The organism is Oceanobacter sp. 3_MG-2023 (assembly GCF_030688925.1).
Lineage (GTDB): Bacteria > Pseudomonadota > Gammaproteobacteria > Pseudomonadales > Oceanobacteraceae > Oceanobacter.
Genome location: NZ_JAUYVX010000014.1, coordinates 80413 through 99501 on the forward strand (window position 1 = coordinate 80413; position 19089 = coordinate 99501).

The following is a 19089-nucleotide window of genomic DNA, read 5'->3' on the forward strand; positions in this document are numbered from 1 at the left end:
AATACCATGCCAACAGGCGATATAAAGGCAGTTCAGTGCTTACAAATCGTACAGATCCGGGGTGACAGGTGTTGTGATTTCCGTATTTTCAAGGTTTCTACCCCCTCACCAAAACGCTCTCTTCGAGGCGGAAACCAGCACTGCAATTGTTGTAACCGGTCTTCCAGTCCGTCGTCATCAGCCAGTGCGGTCACAATAGCAGCAGAACGAATCCCGCTGGCAGCAACCGGCTGAATCGTCTCGGTGGTAATACCACCAATACAGGTCAGGGCAACCGCATCACTGCGTCGCACCCAACGGCTCAAGGTATCGCACCCCAGCGGAGGATACTTGAGTGTTTTGGAAAGTGGCTTGAACACCGGGCCAAAAGCAATATACGACGGCTGATAACGCAACGCGTGAAGTATTTCCCACTCGCTATGAGTACTGATCCCCAGCATCAATCCCGCTTCGGACAGGGCCACCAGGTCGGCTTCCAACAAATCTTCCTGCCCCAGATGTACCCCATCGGCCTTCAGTTCCAGTGCCAGTTGCCAGTCGTCATTGATAAACAGTGGCACACCGGCATGGCGACATAACCGAATGGCTTCCCAGGTTTCGTCACGATAGTCCGGGCCAGGGTTTTTGACCCGCCATTGCAGGCTGTCGATCCCCAGTTTCAGCAACCGCCGTAAATGTGCCAGATTATCAACCAGGCCATACAGTCCCAGGCTATGTGGTAACGCCGGGAAGGTTCGGGAAAAAAACATCCGGTCAGATGTCAATGAAGCACTGCTGGTAAGCGGTAACAGTTCCAGCCCCAGCTGGGCGAAGGCGAGCTGACGCACATCCGCGGCGTGCAGCTGATGATAGCCAGAAGCACGCTGGCTGGACGCCGCCAGGCTGGCCAGGGTATTCGCCACCGCCAGCATCACACTGTCATAACGACGTAATCCGGAAGCCAGTCCGGCAGCCAGAGCCGCAGCCAGATGACAACCGGTGCCATGGGCTGACCAGGGCAAGCGGTAATGCATCAACATAAATGACGGTGCCAGTCGCTGCTCCGGGTCCAGCGCCTGGATATCGATGCCCGCCGCGGCTTCCTGTTCGCTGTCCGGGCCGATATACCAGTCAACCAGAATATTTTCTCCCTGACGGCAGTGCTGTCCCTCATCGCTTTTCAAGTCCAGTTGCAGCGCCGTAATACCTGTCACCAGAACGGCCCCGGCACCAGCCGCCAACAGGGTCTGGGCGGCCGTAAAAATCCCCTGCCGATGAATATCCGAATCACCGGTCAGCCGTAATAACTCCGTTACATTGGGCGTAATCACATCGGTCAGCTTCAATAACCCGGCGTATTCATCCAGGCAATGCCAACTGGCCAGACCGCCTCCGGTTGCCCCCAGCACCGGGTCCCAGATAATCGGAACCCCACGCTGTTTCAGCAGTTGTAGCCGTTGTAACAGCCAACGGAACAACTCCGGGTCGGGGGGAATCCAGCCCAGACGAACCGCCTGGGGCCAGCCATCATCCTGTAATGCCACCCATTGGGCATCCAGCATTGATTGCGTCACCGGCTCAACCGCCTGTACGCCGCGGCTGCTTTGCGCGGTGATCGCAATCACCAGGGTGGCACAATCCACCCCCATGGCTTGTGCCATCGACACATCGGCCTGCATACCCGCTCCCGCCGAACAGTCAGACGCTGTAATTGACCAGATTCTGGCGCGTTCGGACGGTGCCTTGGGTGTGCCGCAATAACATTCTGAAAAAAGCGTTGTCACGCGTCGTTTACCTCCTTGAAAACGTTGTGTATTAAGAACTTGTCTGGTGCCAGAAAGGCAACCCGAGCAGCGGTGTTGACGGGCTGGCTTGCGGCCGCTCGGTCATTAACCCGGCTTCGTAGGCCATACGCCCACCGGAAACAGCCGCAGCAAACGCAGAAGCCATGGCCACTGGTTGCTCTGCCTGGGCCACGGCGGTATTCAGCAGCACGGCATCAAAGCCCAGCTCCATGGCCTGCATTGCCTGGGATGGCTTCCCCAGCCCGGCATCAATCACCATAAAGGCTTCCGGCAAACGTTGCCGCAAACGTTTCAGCCCTTCCGGATGTTGTAGACCACAGCCACTGCCAATAGGTGCCCCCCAAGGCATGATGCCAACGCAACCGGCATCCAGTAAGCGCTGACACAGCACCAGATCTTCGGTGCAATACGGTAATACCTTAAAGCCCTGGGAAACCAGCTCGCGGGCGGCTTCCAGCAGCTCAAACGGATCGGGCTGGAGAGTATAGTCATCTCCCATCACTTCCAGCTTGATCCAGGATGTGGCAAACAATTCACGGGCCAGCGTTGCCATCAGAATCGCTTCTCTGGCAGTAAAACACCCGGCCGTGTTTGGTAATAACCGGGCACCCGTCCGACTGGTCGTTTCTTTCAGCAAGGCCCAGTGACCGTTATCTTCAATATTGCGAGCCGTCTGGCGACGTAATGCCACCGTCACAAAGCCGGGGCTGGCAGCGGTGATCGCTTCGGCCATCAGGTCTGGCGAAGGGTATAATGAACTGCCCAGCCACAATCGTCCGGCAATGTCCTCTTCGGCCAGTGTTACCGTCTGTTTTACTGTTGGTACGATCATGCATCACCCTCCTGTCATTGCGCCCAAGATATCAACCTGCATACCATCAACCAGTGCCAGCTCATGATATTGGCCCTGATGGATCAGGCGCTGGTCCACGGCAACCACAAAATTGCCCGCGGCAGCAGCGAACCCTTGTTGCTGCAGCAGCTCATCCAACCGTAATACACTCACTTGTAACCATTCTCCGTTGAGGCATATCTTCATACTGCGGCCTCCGCTGTTGCGCTGGTCTGACGACTGGCCGCCGCTAGCGGCATCAACCCCAGCGGTACCTGATACTCTTGCTGCAAACGGTCGAGAAGCGCCGGCGACAATAAAAACCCATGGCGGTACAAACCATTCACTGCCAGCGTTCCGGCAGAGCGGGTGATTTCAGGTTCATGGTGGCTCAGTGCCGGGCGTAAATTGGAGGCCAGCTCCAGGATGCGGGCTTCTGCCAACGCTGGTGACAAGGCATACAGGGCACTGAGCATTTCCAGCGCTGAGCGCACACTGACGGGAGATCGATCAGAGCTTTCAATTTCAGTGGCCCCCAAGATGTAGCGCCCCTGCTCCTTGGGAACCAGATACAGATGGTATTTGGGGTGCAGTAATCGTACCGGCCGCTGAATTTCAACATCCGGTGCCTCAATCCAGATTACCTCGCCCCTCACACCGCGCACTTGTGACCGCCAACGCTGGGCGCCAACACCACAGCAATCAATCCATAACACTGCCGGATAAGCCTGTTGGTTCACATACCAATGGCTGTGCGCGTCTTCAGCAACGTAATCAACCGGACTATTCAGACTGATTTTTCCACCAGCGGAAATAATGGCCCGATGTAACAAAACCAATAGACGGCGATTTTCCAGATGACCTTCCGGCATCAGCCAGAGGCCGCGCCGGAATTGCTCCGACAAGTGCGGCTCCAGCGCCTCGATTTGCTGGCGATTTTGCCAGGCAATACCCTGCTCGGCTCCAACATGATGCCGTGCAAGGCATCGCCCCATATCATCCAGCAGACCATTATCGGCGGGATGGGCCACCATCAGAGTCCCTCCCCGGCAAAAATCGATCGTTTCCCCAGTGTCGGCCGACAACGCCTGCAACAAGGTTGGCCATAGTTCCAGCGACTGCAATCCCATCCGGAAAAGATTCGGGCTACAGAGCGGCAACTCACTGTAGGGGGCCACCATGGCGGCGGCGGTATGTGCCGCGGCCCGGGGAGTTGCTGGTGCGAGGGGCTCTTCCTCACTGGCTTCAAACAGGTGTACCCGATAACCCTGACGTGCCAGTCGCCAGCCAATCAGGCTCCCGATCAAGCCAGCTCCGGCAATACAGATTTCGGCTCCGGAGGCTTTCCACGCCTCCCAGTCATACTCGCAGCGGTTATGCATTATCCAGTGCCTCGTCAACCTCGCTCATCTGATCGGTGCTACTGGCGGGATGGTAAAGCTCGCTGCCTTGCTGGCGAAATTCTTCAGCCTTGTCGGCCATCGCTTGCTGGGCTTGTTCCGCGTTAGCAGCGTCTCGTACTTCCTGGGATATTTTCATGGAGCAAAACTTGGGGCCACACATGGAACAGAAATGCGCCAGTTTATGGCCTTCTTTTGGCATGGTTTCATCGTGATAGGCCCGGGCTGTCTCCGGGTCCAGCGCCAGGTTGAACTGATCCTGCCAGCGAAATTCAAACCGTGCTTTGGACATGGCGTTATCGTGTATCTGGGCACCGGGATGTCCCTTGGCCAGATCCGCCGCATGCGCCGCGATGCGATAAGCCATCATGCCCTGTTTGACATCTTCCTTGTTGGGCAAGCCCAGATGTTCCTTGGGGGTGACATAACACAGCATGGCGCAGCCGTACCAACCGATCAGGGCGGCGCCAATGCCGGATGTAATGTGGTCGTAACCGGGCGCAATGTCAGTGGTCAGCGGTCCCAGGGTATAAAACGGCGCTTCCTGGCAATGCTTTAATTGCTCATCCATGTTCTCCTTGATCATATGCATTGGCACATGACCAGGCCCTTCGATAAAGGTCTGCACATCGTGCTGCCAGGCAATTTTGGTCAGTTCGCCCAGGGTGTGTAATTCGGCAAACTGGGCTTCATCGTTGGCGTCTGCAATCGAACCGGGGCGCAAGCCATCCCCCAAAGAGAAACAGACATCGTAGGCTTTCATGATGTCGCAGATGTCTTCGAAGTGACTGTACAGAAAGCTTTCCTGGTGATGTGCCAGGCACCACTTGGCCATAATCGAACCACCTCGGCTGACGATGCCTGTTACCCGCTTGGCGGTCAGTGGAATATGTGCCAGCCGCACCCCGGCATGGATGGTGAAATAATCCACCCCCTGCTCAGCCTGTTCGATCAAGGTATCGCGGAACAATTCCCAGGTCAGGTCTTCTGCGATGCCTCCGCATTTCTCTAACGCCTGATATAGAGGTACGGTACCAACAGGCACCGGCGAGTTACGCAGAATCCATTCACGGGTTTCATGAATGTTTTGCCCGGTCGACAAATCCATAATGGTGTCGGCTCCCCAATGGGTTGCCCATACCAGCTTTTCCACTTCATCGGCAATGGAAGAGGTAACGGCCGAGTTGCCAATATTGGCGTTGACCTTGGTACGGAAATTACGGCCAATAATCATCGGCTCGCTTTCCGGGTGATTGATATTATTCGGGATCACCGCCCGTCCTCGCGCAACCTCATCACGAACAAATTCCGGGGTAATCAAGGCAGGAATATTGGCACCCCAGCTTTGCCCCTGATGCTGCTGTGTCAGCGCATCGGCTAACGCCTGCTCGGTCAGCCCGAGGTTTTCACGGATGGCAATGTATTCCATTTCCGGGGTGATAATCCCCTGCCTGGCATAATGCAACTGGGTGACATTGTTGCCCGGCAAGGCACGCCGTGGCTTGCGTTCGGTTTTCATACGCCACTGCTCGTAACGCAAATCCATATCGCGGGTCTGGCTGAAATATGAGCTGGACTGGGCCAGCACTTCCGTATCGGAGCGCTCGTCAATCCACGGTTGCCGCAGTGCGGACAAGCCTTTGGCAAGATCCAGATCAAGCGCCGGATCACTGTACGAGCCCGACATATCGTAAACCCGCACCGGTGGATTATGCTCGGTGTTGCCATCACTCAATTGGGTAGGCGTCAGCTCAATTTCCCGAACTCCGACCTGTATATCGTCCCGGGAGCCCTGAATATAGACCTTGCGTGAGGCCGGATAACTCAAGCGATCCAGCTGCGCCTGGGTCAGTGGCGACTCGGCATTGGCGGTATTGCCGTGTGTTTTGTCGTGTGTTTCATTGTTGGCGGAAGCCATACTTGATACCTCTCTGAATATGGAAAGGATCAGGCAGGCAGCGGTACAAGAAAGAAAAGAGGCGGGTCATGGCCGATCACGTATCAGGTTCAGCCGGGCGACTGATACCTTCATGCAGAACCCAAACATCCATCACAGTAAAAGGATGCCGGATCATACGTGACTTTTCTGTTCCCTACGCTGGCACTAACCAGATCAGGTTCAACGGGATCCGCAATTGCGATCTCAGCCTCCAATGAGGCACCCCGACAGAATGTTCGAGCAGATTAAACGCTATTTATGACGGCGACAAGCCTTCTACGCCAAAAGAAGCACTCAGCAGAAAATGTGCCCGGGCCGTGGCAATCGGTTGTTGCCGGTCACTTTGCCAGGCAGTGATAGCCACATTGGCCACTCGCACCCCTTGTCGCCAGATCTGGCAATCAACCAGGGTATCCTGATCGCGCCCGGCCCGTAGATAGTCCAGCGAGAAGTCGATCAGTTTGGGCAAACCCATGGGTTCCGCACGGATCAGCACCTGAATCGAGGCTGCCAACTCCATAAATCCACCGATCACGCCACCGTGAATGGCTGGCAATAATGGATTACCAATATTGTCCGGGTTCCTGGGTAAGCGAAATAATAATTCTCCCTCTTGTTGCAATACTTCGGCACCGATAACCGCCGCATAGGGAATCGCATTCATCAAGGATTGATAGTCTCCACTGGCGCGGGCATATTGGACCTTGCTGGCAAAATCATCCTGCTGGGTGGTCGTTTGATCCGTCATCCGTTGTCTCCCTGAATACCCGTTGCCAGCGCATTGGCCGGTTGCAAATGCGTCAAGCGCATAAACGTTGCATTGCATTTGGCGATCACTTCACCATCATCGGCCTGCACCACCCGACAGTCGGCAAACACCACCGAGGCAGTGACCCGCTGCACACTGGCGTGAGCCAACAGGTTCTGACCGCTGCGAGCCGAACGCATATAATCCACCCGCAAATCCAGCGTCGGGCACAACTCAAATCCCGGCAAGGCGTTGACTACCGCGGTGCCACAGGCAGTATCCATCAGAGTCGTCAAACTGCCGCCGTGCAAGGCTCCGGTGATCGGATTACCAACCAGTTCAGGCGCATAGGGCAGCATCATGACCAGCCCGTTGGCATCCGCAGAAACCAGAGAGATACCCAGTACCTGACAATGTCGCAACACCGAGATAAAACGCGCTGCGCGTGCAAAACGCTCGGCGTCAGAAATCGGCTCGACGGTTTCATTATTGCCCATAATTCACTCGTCTCTTTTATAATTAACTTTTTGGAATAATACCCAAGATAGTCCACCACGCAAGACATCCATGCCAACCATGCCTTCAGGTCAACACCAATCGGCCCCGGCACCATCCAGCGCTGCGGTAAAACCAGTCCCCTTGCTCACTCTGACGGTTGTTGACAGGTTCGTCATATCCCTGTCACGGCCGGAATCTACCGTCAGGTTTTCGCGACAGGAGCAAGAGGATGAACTGGTGGCAACATGGAGTCGTTTATCAAATATATCCACGCAGTTTTCAGGACTCAAATAATGATGGTATTGGCGACCTGCAAGGACTGATCAGCCGCCTCGATTACCTTAATGACGGAACGCCGGATTCGCTGGGTATAGATGCTATCTGGCTCTCACCTGTCTACCCGTCACCGATGCTGGATCTTGGCTACGACATCTGTGATTACCAGGCTATTGACCCGGTATTTGGTACCCTGGCCGATTTTGACCAGCTGCTGCAACAGGCCCATCAGCGTGATATTCGTATTATTCTGGATCTGGTCGCCAACCACACATCGGATCAACACCCCTGGTTTATCGATAGCTGCCAACCTGGATCCAGCAAGGCCGACTGGTATCTCTGGCACGATGGTAACACCCGTCCGAATAATTGGCAGGCATGCTTTGGTGGTTCTGGCTGGAGCTGGCATCCCGTCAGAAAAGCCTGGTATTTTCATTCGTTCTTGCCCCAACAACCAGACTTGAACTGGCGTCACCCTGAGGTACAGCAAGCGATACAAGCCGTGATGGAATTCTGGCTGGCCCGCGGCGTCGATGGTTTTCGTCTCGATGTGGTCAATCTTTTTTACAAGGCCAGAGACCTGCAGAACAACCCGACAGATTGGCTCAAACCGGCACGGCCTTACGACCGTCAGAGACATATTCACGACCGGGACCAGCCAGAAATGCACGAGCTGCTCAAACAGATGCGCTCGTGGGTTGATCAGTACCCGGACCGCATGATGGTCGGAGAAATATTTATCGCCGATTCAGATGATGCCAGCCTGCCCGCCAGCTACTGCGGCAATGGTGATGAACTGCACTTGGCGTTTAATCTGGCTTTTTTGCGGGCTCCATTTTCAGCCCGAGCATTCCGTGCCGTCATTCATCAGTGGATCGACTTGCTAGGGCACGAGAACTGGCCGAATTACACCCTCAGCAACCATGATATCAAACGCCATATCAGCCGTTATGCCGCTCACTCAGACCGCACCCAGGCTGAACAACCACCTCACAAGCACAGCCTCGAACGGGCACGTCTGCTGGCGATGCTGCTGCTGACACTACGCGGTACACCCTTTTTGTATTACGGTGAAGAAATTGGCATGCCGGAACAACCGGTTTCCCTGCCCCAGCGACAAGATCCGGTGGGCAAACGTTACTGGCCCTTTCACCCTGGCCGCGACGGTTGCCGGCGGCCAATGATGTGGCAAATACCCAATACCTTTTCCAGCGCGGCCAGCTGGTTACCAGAAAGGGCGATTGAGGGTACAAGTGTCACCGACCAAAGCCATGACCCCGACAGCCTGCTGAGCTGGTATCGACACTTGATATGGCTGCGCAAACGCACTCCGGCCTTGTACCGGGGCAAACTCAAACTTATTGGCAGTCCTGACGAAGTGCTTGCCTACGAGCGTTGTGAACAGCCACACCGTTTACTGGTATTGCTGAACTTTTCCAGCCAGCCACAGCCAGTTAACCTGCACCATCATGCTGTTATGCGCTGCCTCGCCAACAGCCATGCATCCGCTGCCCCGGCATACCGGGACGGTTCGTTATTACTCGAGCCACTACAGGCACTGATACTGGAAATCAATCCGGACTTTCCGCAACGGGCCTCAGTGGCTCCATGACTAGCAGCAACACTGATCCAGTCAGACCCATGCTAACGGGGGCATCCATTTAATCCTGCACGGCTCTGCGCGAGTGTTGCCGTTGTTCAGGGCAAGGCGACGAATGCAGCGAAATGACGAGTCCTTTTCAAATTCGTCAACACCGCACTGGACGGCGGCAACCCGCGCCCTTCGGGGGCTGCCGGATGATCTCGACTCGGTGTCGCCGACTTTTGACTTGACCCGTCAGGCCTGCAAGTCAGCTTCGTGATTCGAAACCATCCGGTAGCCCAGAGTGAGCACCGGATTAAATAGATGCCCCCTAACGCTGACCGGCAAACAGCTGATCGCGATAAGCATGGGATGGATAAATACCAAAAATACGAATATCCCGGGCAAAATATTCCAGCTCATTCAAAGCCAATTGCATATTGGCCTCCTGAGGATGTCCAAGGATATCGGCATGAAATAGACTGGCTTCCATGCTGGCGCCATCCATATAACTTTCCAGCCGCAACAGGTTAATACTGTTGGTGGCGAATCCGCCTAATGCCTTGTAAAGCGACGCTGGAATATTACGGACGGTAAATAACACACTGGTGATATAGGTGATATCCGGCTGTCGTATTTCGTGCTGATGTTCCCGGGCAAACACCAGAAAACGAGTGGTATTACCCATCACATCCTGAAAGTTTTCATGCACCACTTCCAGGCCATACAAATCAGCCGCCAAGGCCGATGCAATTGCCCCTCGATGGCGATCACCACTGGCTGAGAGATCCTCGGCTTCCTGGGCGGTGTCCATGGTCGGCACCGCTTTCATCCCCAGATTCACAATACGCTGATGACACTGAGCCAGCGCCTGGGGATGCGAAGCCACCGACTCAATATCCATAAGCTGCACCCCTGGTAATGCCAGCAAACAGTGATTGACCGGCTCAAAATGCTCGGTAATTGCGCACAAGCGCGTGCGCGGAATAATTCGATAGATTTCCTCAACCCGACCTGCAGTCGAGTTTTCCAGCGGGATCATTGCCCGGTCAACCTGACCAGCACTGACCAGCTCCAGCGCGGCCTGGAAATCTTCACAAGCAACCGCTTCCCAATCCGGAAATACCCGGCTGCACGCAAGGTGAGAATAGGCACCCGCAGTCCCTTGATAAGCAACACGGCCAGCCATGACGTTCTCCTGAATTCCCACTACAGCGATAACCGCTGAATCAAGTGGTTTGCACCAACAAAAAACACAAGCACCAAAAAAGAGCGCATTATGCACCAATAAATTACAATACTTTCTGAAATAGTGAGGCCGCCAACCGACCCACTCCCGCCCCGCCAGCAAGATGTCACGCTGACCATCGGTCAGTACGGGGCTTTACTATCAACTGGAACCAAAGTTCATACATTGGCCAGTTTGACATATAGTCTGGCACGGTCTCTGCTACAAAGCATACAGCAAGCCTCTGATATATCAGCATAAACCCGCGATAGAGGCCAACCTTAATACGCGGCTTCAGCAGCGCATGACCGACTTGCGAGGACTATCATGACCACCACACTCTGGCCCGGAACACGACCTCTTGATGAACACCTCCGCACCACCTTCGCCAGTAATTATTCCGCGTTAAAGTCGTTACCAGAGCCCTGGCTGAAACAATGGCCTGATGTTTGGCTACCCGTCGCCACCTGGGTGGCGCAGCAAAAAAATGAACTGGGTGGTGTTCCGGTCATCGGCATTCATGGTGGCCAGGGCTCCGGCAAATCGACCCTGAGCCAGGCCCTGGCCAGCTTATACAAAGCCGCGCTGGGCTGGAACTGTGTCATCGTCTCCATTGACGACCTTTACCTCGGTCATGATCAGCGTCAGCAATTAGGCCAGTCAGTGCACCCATTACTGGCCACACGGGGGGTTCCCGGCACTCACGATGCCACCCTGGGTCGCCAGTTGTTTACCGATCTGAAACAACTGGAGCCTGGCCAGTGTCTGACCATTCCAGCCTTCGACAAGGTTTCGGACGATCGTTTGCCAGCATCCGATTGGCACCAGATTGTTGGCCCTGTTGACCTGATTCTGTTTGAAGGCTGGTGTGTTGGTTGTCATGCCGTCGAGGACAGCCAGCTGGATGAACCCGCCAACCAGCTCGAAGCAACGGAAGACACCGACGGCCAATGGCGCCGCTGGGTCAACCAGCGCCTGGCCGAGGACTACGCCGACTGGTTTGCCATGATGGATCGTCTGGTCATGCTGAAAGTCCCCGGCATGCAAGCCGTACTGAACTGGCGCGGCCAGCAGGAAGTTGAAAACCGCAAGCACGCCAAAGGACAACACGATCGGGGACTTGATCACGCTGGACTGGTACGATTTATCCAGCATTATCAGCGTTTGACCGAAAATGCCTTGCGTGATTTGCCTGGGCATGCTGATCTGGTACTGGAACTGAACAACCAGCACGCCGTTAACCACATCCATTGATTACTATTGCCGGGAGCGCGTCATGTCAAGCAATACCAGCCAATGCGACATTCCGACGGTACCTCTGGTCGTGATGACCGATCTTGATGGAACCCTGCTCGATCACCACAACTACAGTGCCAATGCAGCCCTGCCTGCACTGAAACGCCTGCGGGCCCTGCATATTCCTGTGCTGTTTAATACCAGCAAAACCTGTGACGAAGTCAGTGGCTTGCGCCACGAACTGGACAACCGTTATCCGTTTGTCTGTGAAAACGGCAGCGTTATCCATATCCCCAAACCCGATGCCACAGGCTTTAACAGCGAAGTGCTTGGTGTCAGCTATGTCGATATCCTCAAAGCCCTGCATCAACTGCAGCACGAAGGTTTTCATTTTCGCGGGTTTAACGATATGCCGGCCACGGAAGTGGCGGCCATGACCGGATTGTCGCAAGACAACGCCTGGCTGGCCAAAAAACGGCAAGCCTCTGAGCCACTGCTCTGGCACGACAGCGACGAAGCTCTCGAACGCTTCCGCCAGCGGCTGGCTGAGTATCAGCTGACACTCACCAAAGGTGGCCGTTTTTACCACGTCATGGGTACCACCAACAAAGCCAGCGGGCTGGATTTTTTCCGTCAGTATTACCAACACCAATGGCAGCTCACGCCACAGGTTGCCGCGCTGGGCGACGGCGAAAATGATCGCGCCATGCTGGAAGCTGCCGATTATCCGATCGTTATTCCGGGCGAAAACCAGACCCTGACACTGCAGCATCCCTCCGCCAGAACGGCGGCCCACAAAGGGCCAGCGGGCTGGAATACTGAAATACTCACATTATTAGAACAATTATCATAAGGAGCCTGGTCATGGCTGACTTTTACCAGAATGGAACAATCACCACCCTGCACAACTTGGTTGATCGTCCACTGGAAGAAATGGAAAAAGAACTGCTGAGCTTTTCCCGCGTACGTCCGATGTCCCTGGTACTGCCTTCGCTTTACTCTGAACTTCAAGGCCCAGCTCTTGGCCATATCATTGACGAAATCAGTGAAGTCCCTTATCTCAACGAGATTGTTATTGGTCTCGATCAGGCTGATGAGTCTGAATACCAACACGCCAAAGATGAGTTTTCCCGGTTGCCGCAACATCATCGCGTGCTCTGGAATGATGGTCCACGGCTGCGCAAAATCAATTCCTTACTGGAAGAAAAAGGCCTGGCTCCCAAGGAAATGGGCAAGGGTCGCAACGTCTGGTATTGCTATGGCTATGTACTGGCATCCGGTCGGGCAGAAGCCGTTGCCCTGCATGATTGCGACATCGTCACCTACGATCGCAGCTTACTGGCCCGACTGATTTATCCGGTCGCCAACCCGGCTTTCAACTACGAATTTGCCAAAGGTTATTACGCCCGTATTGCAGACAACAAGATGAATGGCCGTGTCAGCCGACTGCTGGTCACGCCACTGATTCGAGCGCTGAAAAAAGTGCTGGGGCAAAAGGAATATCTCGATTTTCTCGACAGCTTTCGCTACCCATTGTCGGGTGAATTTTCGATGCGCGCCGACGTCCTGAATGACCTTCGGATTCCGACCGACTGGGGGCTGGAAATTGGTGTGCTGTCTGAGATGAACCGCAATTACAGCACCAATCGTCTCTGCCAGGTGGATATTTGTGACAATTATGATCACAAGCATCAACCACTGTCAGCAGAAGATTCAGCGCTGGGCCTCTCCAAAATGAGTACCGATATCTGCAAGGCTATCTTCCGCAAACTGGCCACCCAGGGCGAGGTTTTCACCAACGAAACCTTCCGCACCATCAAGGCAACCTATTTCCGGGTCGCACTGGATTTTGTTGAAACCTACTACAACGATGCTCTGATGAACGGTTTGACACTGGACCGCCACCAGGAAGAGGCCGCGGTCGAACTGTTTGCAGAGAATATTATGTCTGCCGGTGATTATTTCCTCGAAAACCCAATGGAAACTCCGTTTATCCCAAGCTGGAATCGCGTTATTTCCGCCATCCCGGATATTCTCGATCGTCTTTACGAAGCCGTTGAGGAAGATAATATCCAGTCCTGACAACACGACGTCGCTGGTGAGTCAACCACTCACCAGCGACGCTTGCTTCAACTGGTGAGCCACACGGTCTGATACGGCTTCAGAGTCAGAGTATCTCCTAGTGGTCCGGCCTCCTCTTCCAGCAAATCTGTCATACCCAATACCAGGAACCCCAGACTCGCCAGTGGCAACGCCATTTTGCGCTCCGTGACGTTGGAGATAGCAAAAACGGTCTGGCCGCGGTCACCACAGCTGCGTTTAATAATAAACAGGTCAGAGTTGATACGAATCACCTCCTGACGGGCGTCAGGGTGGAACGCTGGCTGACGTCGACGTATCCGGATCATCTGCCGTAACCGATTAAAGATCTCGGCCTGGGGGGTTACCGGATTGTTCAGCAGCGTTTCCAGCTCTTCACAATTCCAGATACGGCGGTTGATCGAGCGCGTACGGCCGGTTTGCTCCACGTGGGCCAGATCATTTGGACTGGCGGTCAGGCTGTGAATATACACCGCAGGAATCCCCTGCATCGCCAGCATGATGGCCTGGGAACACAGGAAACGTGGCACCTGGAAGTGATCCGGGCCACGACGGGTTCCCATGCAGGCATCAAACAGGGCAATATTGATTTCGTAGGGGCTTTCCGTGCCGTCCGGATTCGCTTTCATACTGACGAAACCACCAAATTTGTGCATGCATTCAATCAGGTTTTCAACTTCATGAGCCGGCAGGATGCCCTCTACCGGACGCACGCCAATCCCGTCATGGGAGGCAGTAAAATTAAGATAGGTGCAGCCTTCCGGCAGCGGTGGAATCTTGCTGGCCCAATCAGCCAGATAGTCAGATTTCCCCCGATTCAGCGCGTGTAAGACCAACGGCGGCAAGCCAAACTGATACACCATATGCGCTTCATCCGAGTCACCAAAATAACTGAGGTTTTCGGCAACCGGCACATTGGTTTCGGTTATCAGTACCACTTCAGGGGCTACTGCTTCGACGATATCGTGCATCAACTTGACGACTTCATGGGTCTGCGGCAAATGGATGCAGTTGGTACCCAGCTGTTTCCACAAGTAGGCAATGGCATCCAGCCGTACAAAACGGGCACCCTGCTCGACGTAAAACAGCATGATGTTCATCATCTCAACCAGCACTTTGGGGTTGGCGTAGTTGAGATCAATCTGATCTTCACTGAAGGTCGCCCAGACATGGCGAACACCCCGGTGGGTATGTACCGGCGTCAGCAAGGGTGTATTACGTGGTCGTGTTACCCCGGACACATCGGTACCGATTTCGACCTCGATAAAATAGTCACTGTAAGGTTCGCAGTTAGCGACATAATCGATAAACCACAAACTCTCTCGCGAACAATGGTTCACCACCAGGTCAGCCATCAGATCGAAGTTTTCAGCGATACTGGCAACATCTTCCCAGTTGCCCCAGTCAGGGTTGACCTGACGGTAATCGATCACGGAAAAACCATCATCCGAACTGTAGGGCGAAAATGGTAGCAGGTGTACCGCATTCAAGGTGTCTGCCACATTGTCCTTGAGAAAACGGCTGAGAGTCTGGAATGGCACCTCCCCCGCCTGCTGGATGCTGTTGCCGTAAGTGATCAGGATAACGTCTTCCTGGCTCCAGCGTTGTCCATTGGTCATTTCTCCCGGCTGGCTCTTGCGGCCTTCCAGAAACTTGAGGCACAAACGCTCCAGATCAGCCGCGGTGTCGGCTGCTACAGTGGCATCGAGATAGATCTTCTGGAGACGTCTGGTAAGCCTGGTGATCAGGTCATTTGACATATACTTTCCTGGTTAACTGTCGCAATAGACTGAATTCACTGCCATTTTTATGCCGTAATGGCACGAGCGGGGCGGAAGCCAGCCAAGAGAGGAAAAAGATACAGAGAGAAAAGACAATCACTCCTGCACCCCTCAAAAAATCCCGGCCGCCTCTTCCTTTCAAGGCGTTCGAAATATACTCAGCGGCACTTGAGACTGATATAACAAGGTACGAACCGGCATGGCGGCAATATTTTGCTGCTGGCCAGGATCACAGGCAGCCTCGAAGACAGCCTGTTTTTCCGCCCCTTCAAAGTGTAAGAATATATTCTGACACTGGCTTAACATCGCCCAGGTCAGGGTCATTCGGGGCAGTGCCAGCTCAGCATCAACGACTGGTGAGCTCCAGGCTGAACCACCTTCATCAAGGCATCGCTCCAATGCGGCTGACTGTGGAAACCAGGATGCCGTATGACCATCGGTTCCCATCCCCAGTACCGCTACATCCAGCCGCGAAATTTGCTCATGCAGGCTGTTTTCACAGTCCATAAAACCGGCAGTCGGCGTCAGGGCTGCATTTTTCAGGGGTAAAAAATACGCGGCAGCAGCCGGGCCTTGCAGTAAATGCGCCTTGACCAGGCCGGCATTGCTGGACGGATCACTTTCATCAACCCAGCGTTCATCCACCAATGTCACCAGAATCTGGGACCAGGGCAACGCCCGCTTGCCCAGTTCTTCAAAAAAGGCTTTCGGGGTGTTACCACCACTCACGGCCAGACAGGCTCTGCCTTTTTGCGCAACCCGCTCTTTCAGGCAGAGACTGACCGCATCGGCTAACTGTTTTGCCAGAATACTGGCGGAGTCAAATCGATTGTCGCTCATACATGCACTCCTAGCTGTTTTCGATCCACAAGCGTCCATCCCTGGCCAGCAGCAAGGTCGATGCCGCCGGTCCCCAGGTGCCCGATGTATAGGGCTCAGGGCGCAGATCCACTTCTTGCCAATGCTGAATAATAGGATCTACCCAGCGCCAGGCTTCTTGCAGTTCATCATCCCGTAAAAACAGGGTCGCGTTACCACTCAAGGCATCAAACAACAGACGTTCGTAGGCTTCGGGAACCCGGGTTTTACGGTGGTTTGCCGGATTCAGACTCAGGTTCATTGGCCGTACACTCATACCCGGCCCGACCCGTTTCTCACACAACATCAACCGGACACCTTCATCCGGCTGCAAGCGGAACACCAGTTTGTTTGCCATGGTGCTCTTGTGCTGTAACGGAAAAATAGAGTGCGGGATTTCCTTGAAACTGACAACAATTTCACAGGCCCGCTCCGCCAATCGTTTGCCGGAACGTAAATAAAACGGCACGCCCGCCCAACGCCAGTTATCAATTTCGACCTTGGCAGCGATAAAGGTTTCAGTATTACTTTTTTGCTGAACACCCGGCTCGGCGCGATAAGGCGGTACGGGCTGGCCATCCGCAACACCTGCGTCGTACTGACCACGCACGACATTACGATTGATGGCCTCTCCAACAATTGGCCGGAGAGCCTTGAGCACTTTGACTTTTTCATCACGAACCGCGTCGGTTTCCAGTTTTGACGGCGGTTCCATCGCCACAATACACAGCAGCTGCAGCAAATGATTCTGGAACATGTCGCGCATGGCTCCGACTTGCTCGTAGAACTCGGCCCGTTTTTCCACCCCGATTGTCTCTGCGATCGTGATTTCAATATGATCGATATACTGATGGTTCCACTGGGATTCAAACAGTGAGTTGGCGAACCGCAAAACCAGCAGATTTTGTACGGTTTCTTTGCCCAGATAGTGATCAATCCGATAAATATGTGATTCATCGACGTATTCGGCCACTGCACGATTGATTGCCAGCGCCGATTCAAGATCGTGCCCGATCGGTTTTTCAAGCACCACATTGGTGCACGACTCAAGCAAGTTGTTTTGCTGCAGTCCTTTACAGATCGGGGTGAACAAGGCCGATCCAGTGGCCAGATAAAATACCCGGTTAGCGCTGCCCTGAACCAGTACGTCATTCAGTACCTGATAGGACGACGGATCGGTTGCATCCAGGCTGACACACAGCAGCTTGCTGGCAAAGTCATGCCAGACGGCTTCTTCGAGGTATTCCTTGGCGACATGTGTTGTCACCGCCTTACGGACCTGCTCAACGTAATCATCGTGAGTAATATCCCGGCGACTTACCGAGATGATTTTACCTTCAGGCAAGCGACCATCCCGTTGCAACAGGTAGAGCGCTGGCAACAGCTTGCGTTGGGCCAGATCGCCCATGCCCCCAAAAAGTACCAATTCAAACGGTGCGCTGATCTGCATATATCCTCCAAGCTCTGTCTGTCCAATGAAAACCAGAATCACAGCCGCTTCAGCTGATAATCAGAAAAAGCAGCGGCTGCACCAAACATATAAGCAGAGTGCCACAAGTTGATTGCAATGCGGCAACCAAGCATGAAATACCTGCCGGAAATGACCACTTCGGTCGATTCACTATCAAGACTTATTCGTTGCCAATCGTGCCGATATATTCACAACGCCTGCAATCAGGCATGGCATCTGCATCCCGCCTCTCCACTGCAAACCGTGACACATCAGATCAATGCCAAGGTTATCCCGACAGACATATCGTTTACAATTGGTTACCTTTGGGACATGATCAGTGGAACATCTGTGATATGTCGCACAAATGACATATACCCGCTCTAGTGTTCACGGAAATTTTTGTTTAATTGCTAATAAGAAGGATCGAATATGGTTCGCAAGTGTTTATTCCCAGTCGCCGGCTACGGTACCCGCTTTCTTCCGGCTACCAAAGCCATGCCTAAGGAAATGCTGCCTATTGTTAACAAACCCCTAGTGCAGTACGGCGCAGAAGAAGCAAGCGAAGCTGGTATGCATTTCATGGGATTTATCACTGGTCGTGGCAAGCGGGCAATCGCTGATCACTTTGATATCAGCTATGAACTCGAGCATGAAATCCAGGGCACCAGCAAAGAAGCCCTGATTTCATCAATTCGCAATCTGATGAATGAAAATGATTTTGCTTATACCCGCCAGAATGAAATGAAAGGTCTGGGTCACGCCATCCTGACCGGTCAATACCTGATGGGTAACGAAGCCTTTGGTGTTGTACTGGCAGACGACCTCTGTATCGCCGACGAAGGCGATGAAGGCGTGTTGGCTCAAATGGTCAAGATTCATGAAAAATATGGCTGCTCTGTTGTCGCAGTCCAGGAAGTGCCAGAAGAAACCATTCACAAATATGGCGTCATTGCCGGTGAAGAAATCGAGCCTGGTGTTTACCGCGTCAGCAACATGGTTGAAAAACCAGCCAAGGAAGAAGCACCAAGCAACCTGGCAATCATTGGCCGCTATATTCTTACTCCAGACATCTTCCCTAAAATTGAAGAGACTGGCAGTGGTATCAATGGCGAAATCCAGATCACCGACGCCCTGTTGAAACAGGCCCAGGAAGGCAAGGTTATCGCCTACAAATTCCGTGGCCGCCGCTTTGACTGTGGCAGCATCGATGGTTTTGTTGAAGCAACCAACTACGTCTATCAGAATGTATTCCTGAAAGACTAAGACCGACCCGTTGTCCCGGCGAGCTTCGGCTCCGCCGGGAACAACTGAAAACGCACGAGCCAGTCATGCCTTGATAGCTCAGCGAAACTAATTTCAAAAATGGCATTGACA

The 19089-nt window shown here is 53.8% G+C and carries 16 protein-coding genes and 1 riboswitch; of the genes, 5 read left to right on the forward strand and 11 right to left on the reverse strand.

From position 1 onward, the window contains the following. Positions 1-32: 32 nt before the first annotated feature. From Q8W32_RS13310 to Q8W32_RS13340, 7 genes are all read right to left on the reverse strand, one after another. The gene (locus Q8W32_RS13310; protein ID WP_305415332.1) at positions 33-1763 is read right to left on the reverse strand and encodes a thiamine phosphate synthase; all 1731 of its coding nucleotides are present in this window, start codon (positions 1761-1763) and stop codon (positions 33-35) included. 31 nt (positions 1764-1794) lie between these two features. After that, positions 1795-2616 carry a thiazole synthase gene (locus tag Q8W32_RS13315; RefSeq protein WP_305415334.1) on the reverse strand — a complete coding sequence of 274 codons (822 nt, stop codon included), beginning with the start codon at positions 2614-2616 and terminating at the stop codon, positions 1795-1797. A 3-nt stretch (positions 2617-2619) separates the two neighbouring features. Beyond that, entirely contained in the window at positions 2620-2823 is a 204-nt protein-coding gene (locus tag Q8W32_RS13320) for a MoaD/ThiS family protein (protein ID WP_303431952.1), read from the reverse strand. Continuing rightward, positions 2820-3998, reverse strand: coding sequence for an FAD-dependent oxidoreductase (locus Q8W32_RS13325; protein WP_305415336.1), 1179 nt, complete (start codon positions 3996-3998; stop codon positions 2820-2822). The genes Q8W32_RS13320 and Q8W32_RS13325 overlap by 4 nt, the downstream gene beginning before the upstream one ends. Then, a complete protein-coding gene (thiC, locus tag Q8W32_RS13330) occupies positions 3991-5934 on the reverse strand; it encodes a phosphomethylpyrimidine synthase ThiC (protein ID WP_305415337.1) in 1944 nt (647 codons plus the stop codon). The genes Q8W32_RS13325 and thiC overlap by 8 nt, the downstream gene beginning before the upstream one ends. A 155-nt stretch (positions 5935-6089) precedes the next feature. Then, positions 6090-6192: riboswitch (TPP riboswitch) on the reverse strand. 19 nt (positions 6193-6211) lie between these two features. Continuing rightward, positions 6212-6703: a PaaI family thioesterase gene (locus tag Q8W32_RS13335; protein ID WP_303431949.1), complete on the reverse strand. Its 492-nt coding sequence runs from the start codon at positions 6701-6703 to the stop codon at positions 6212-6214. Next, entirely contained in the window at positions 6700-7200 is a 501-nt protein-coding gene (locus Q8W32_RS13340) for a PaaI family thioesterase (protein ID WP_303431948.1), read from the reverse strand. Before Q8W32_RS13340 ends, Q8W32_RS13335 begins: the two co-directional genes overlap by 4 nt. A 230-nt stretch (positions 7201-7430) precedes the next feature. On the opposite strand from Q8W32_RS13340, the gene Q8W32_RS13345 reads away from it, so the two are divergent. Beyond that, positions 7431-9089 (forward strand): alpha-amylase family glycosyl hydrolase, encoded by a 1659-nt coding sequence (locus Q8W32_RS13345; RefSeq protein ID WP_305415338.1) that lies wholly within the window; start codon positions 7431-7433, stop codon positions 9087-9089. Positions 9090-9390: 301 nt separating this feature from the next. Here the strand turns inward: Q8W32_RS13345 and Q8W32_RS13350 are convergent, their stop codons facing one another. After that, positions 9391-10248 (reverse strand): prephenate dehydratase, encoded by an 858-nt coding sequence (locus Q8W32_RS13350; protein ID WP_303431946.1) that lies wholly within the window; start codon positions 10246-10248, stop codon positions 9391-9393. A 366-nt stretch (positions 10249-10614) separates the two neighbouring features. On the opposite strand from Q8W32_RS13350, the gene Q8W32_RS13355 reads away from it, so the two are divergent. Genes Q8W32_RS13355 through Q8W32_RS13365 form a run of 3 tightly spaced genes read left to right on the forward strand, consistent with a single transcriptional unit; the run spans position 10615 to position 13605 of the window. Beyond that, positions 10615-11541, forward strand: coding sequence for a hypothetical protein (locus Q8W32_RS13355; protein ID WP_305415341.1), 927 nt, complete (start codon positions 10615-10617; stop codon positions 11539-11541). Positions 11542-11563: 22 nt separating this feature from the next. Further along, a complete protein-coding gene (locus Q8W32_RS13360; protein ID WP_303431944.1) occupies positions 11564-12376 on the forward strand; it encodes a mannosyl-3-phosphoglycerate phosphatase in 813 nt (270 codons plus the stop codon). 11 nt (positions 12377-12387) lie between these two features. Continuing rightward, positions 12388-13605, forward strand: a complete 1218-nt coding sequence (locus Q8W32_RS13365) for a glycosyl transferase (RefSeq protein ID WP_303431943.1) — start codon at positions 12388-12390, stop codon at positions 13603-13605. Between the two features lie 47 nt (positions 13606-13652). Here Q8W32_RS13365 and Q8W32_RS13370 read toward each other — a convergent pair whose 3' ends face one another. The 3 genes from Q8W32_RS13370 to zwf form a co-directional block, all read right to left on the reverse strand. Continuing rightward, the gene (locus tag Q8W32_RS13370; protein ID WP_303431942.1) at positions 13653-15383 is read right to left on the reverse strand and encodes a sugar phosphorylase; all 1731 of its coding nucleotides are present in this window, start codon (positions 15381-15383) and stop codon (positions 13653-13655) included. A 159-nt stretch (positions 15384-15542) separates the two neighbouring features. Then, positions 15543-16244 (reverse strand): 6-phosphogluconolactonase, encoded by a 702-nt coding sequence (gene pgl, locus Q8W32_RS13375; protein WP_305415342.1) that lies wholly within the window; start codon positions 16242-16244, stop codon positions 15543-15545. 10 nt (positions 16245-16254) lie between these two features. After that, on the reverse strand, positions 16255-17712 hold the full coding sequence (gene zwf, locus Q8W32_RS13380; protein WP_305415343.1) for a glucose-6-phosphate dehydrogenase: 1458 nt from the start codon (positions 17710-17712) through the stop codon (positions 16255-16257). Between the two features lie 432 nt (positions 17713-18144). On the opposite strand from zwf, the gene galU reads away from it, so the two are divergent. Next, positions 18145-18978 carry a UTP--glucose-1-phosphate uridylyltransferase GalU gene (galU, locus tag Q8W32_RS13385; protein ID WP_303431939.1) on the forward strand — a complete coding sequence of 278 codons (834 nt, stop codon included), beginning with the start codon at positions 18145-18147 and terminating at the stop codon, positions 18976-18978. Positions 18979-19089: the final 111 nt, after the last annotated feature.

Bases quoted from the DNA above. Each gene is read 5' to 3' on its own strand.
- galU (WP_303431939.1), top strand. From the start codon at position 18,145: ATGGTTCGCAAGTGTTTATTCCCAGTCGCCGGCTACGGTACCCGCTTT.
- Q8W32_RS13365 (WP_303431943.1), top strand. From the start codon at position 12,388: ATGGCTGACTTTTACCAGAATGGAACAATCACCACCCTGCACAACTTG.
- Q8W32_RS13335 (WP_303431949.1), bottom strand. From the start codon at position 6,703: ATGACGGATCAAACGACCACCCAGCAGGATGATTTTGCCAGCAAGGTC.
- Q8W32_RS13360 (WP_303431944.1), top strand. From the start codon at position 11,564: ATGTCAAGCAATACCAGCCAATGCGACATTCCGACGGTACCTCTGGTC.
- Q8W32_RS13320 (WP_303431952.1), bottom strand. From the start codon at position 2,823: ATGAAGATATGCCTCAACGGAGAATGGTTACAAGTGAGTGTATTACGG.
- Q8W32_RS13355 (WP_305415341.1), top strand. From the start codon at position 10,615: ATGACCACCACACTCTGGCCCGGAACACGACCTCTTGATGAACACCTC.
- Q8W32_RS13325 (WP_305415336.1), bottom strand. From the start codon at position 3,998: ATGCATAACCGCTGCGAGTATGACTGGGAGGCGTGGAAAGCCTCCGGA.
- thiC (WP_305415337.1), bottom strand. From the start codon at position 5,934: ATGGCTTCCGCCAACAATGAAACACACGACAAAACACACGGCAATACC.
- zwf (WP_305415343.1), bottom strand. From the start codon at position 17,712: ATGCAGATCAGCGCACCGTTTGAATTGGTACTTTTTGGGGGCATGGGC.
- Q8W32_RS13370 (WP_303431942.1), bottom strand. From the start codon at position 15,383: ATGTCAAATGACCTGATCACCAGGCTTACCAGACGTCTCCAGAAGATC.
- Q8W32_RS13350 (WP_303431946.1), bottom strand. From the start codon at position 10,248: ATGGCTGGCCGTGTTGCTTATCAAGGGACTGCGGGTGCCTATTCTCAC.
- pgl (WP_305415342.1), bottom strand. From the start codon at position 16,244: ATGAGCGACAATCGATTTGACTCCGCCAGTATTCTGGCAAAACAGTTA.
- Q8W32_RS13345 (WP_305415338.1), top strand. From the start codon at position 7,431: ATGAACTGGTGGCAACATGGAGTCGTTTATCAAATATATCCACGCAGT.
- Q8W32_RS13340 (WP_303431948.1), bottom strand. From the start codon at position 7,200: ATGGGCAATAATGAAACCGTCGAGCCGATTTCTGACGCCGAGCGTTTT.
- Q8W32_RS13315 (WP_305415334.1), bottom strand. From the start codon at position 2,616: ATGATCGTACCAACAGTAAAACAGACGGTAACACTGGCCGAAGAGGAC.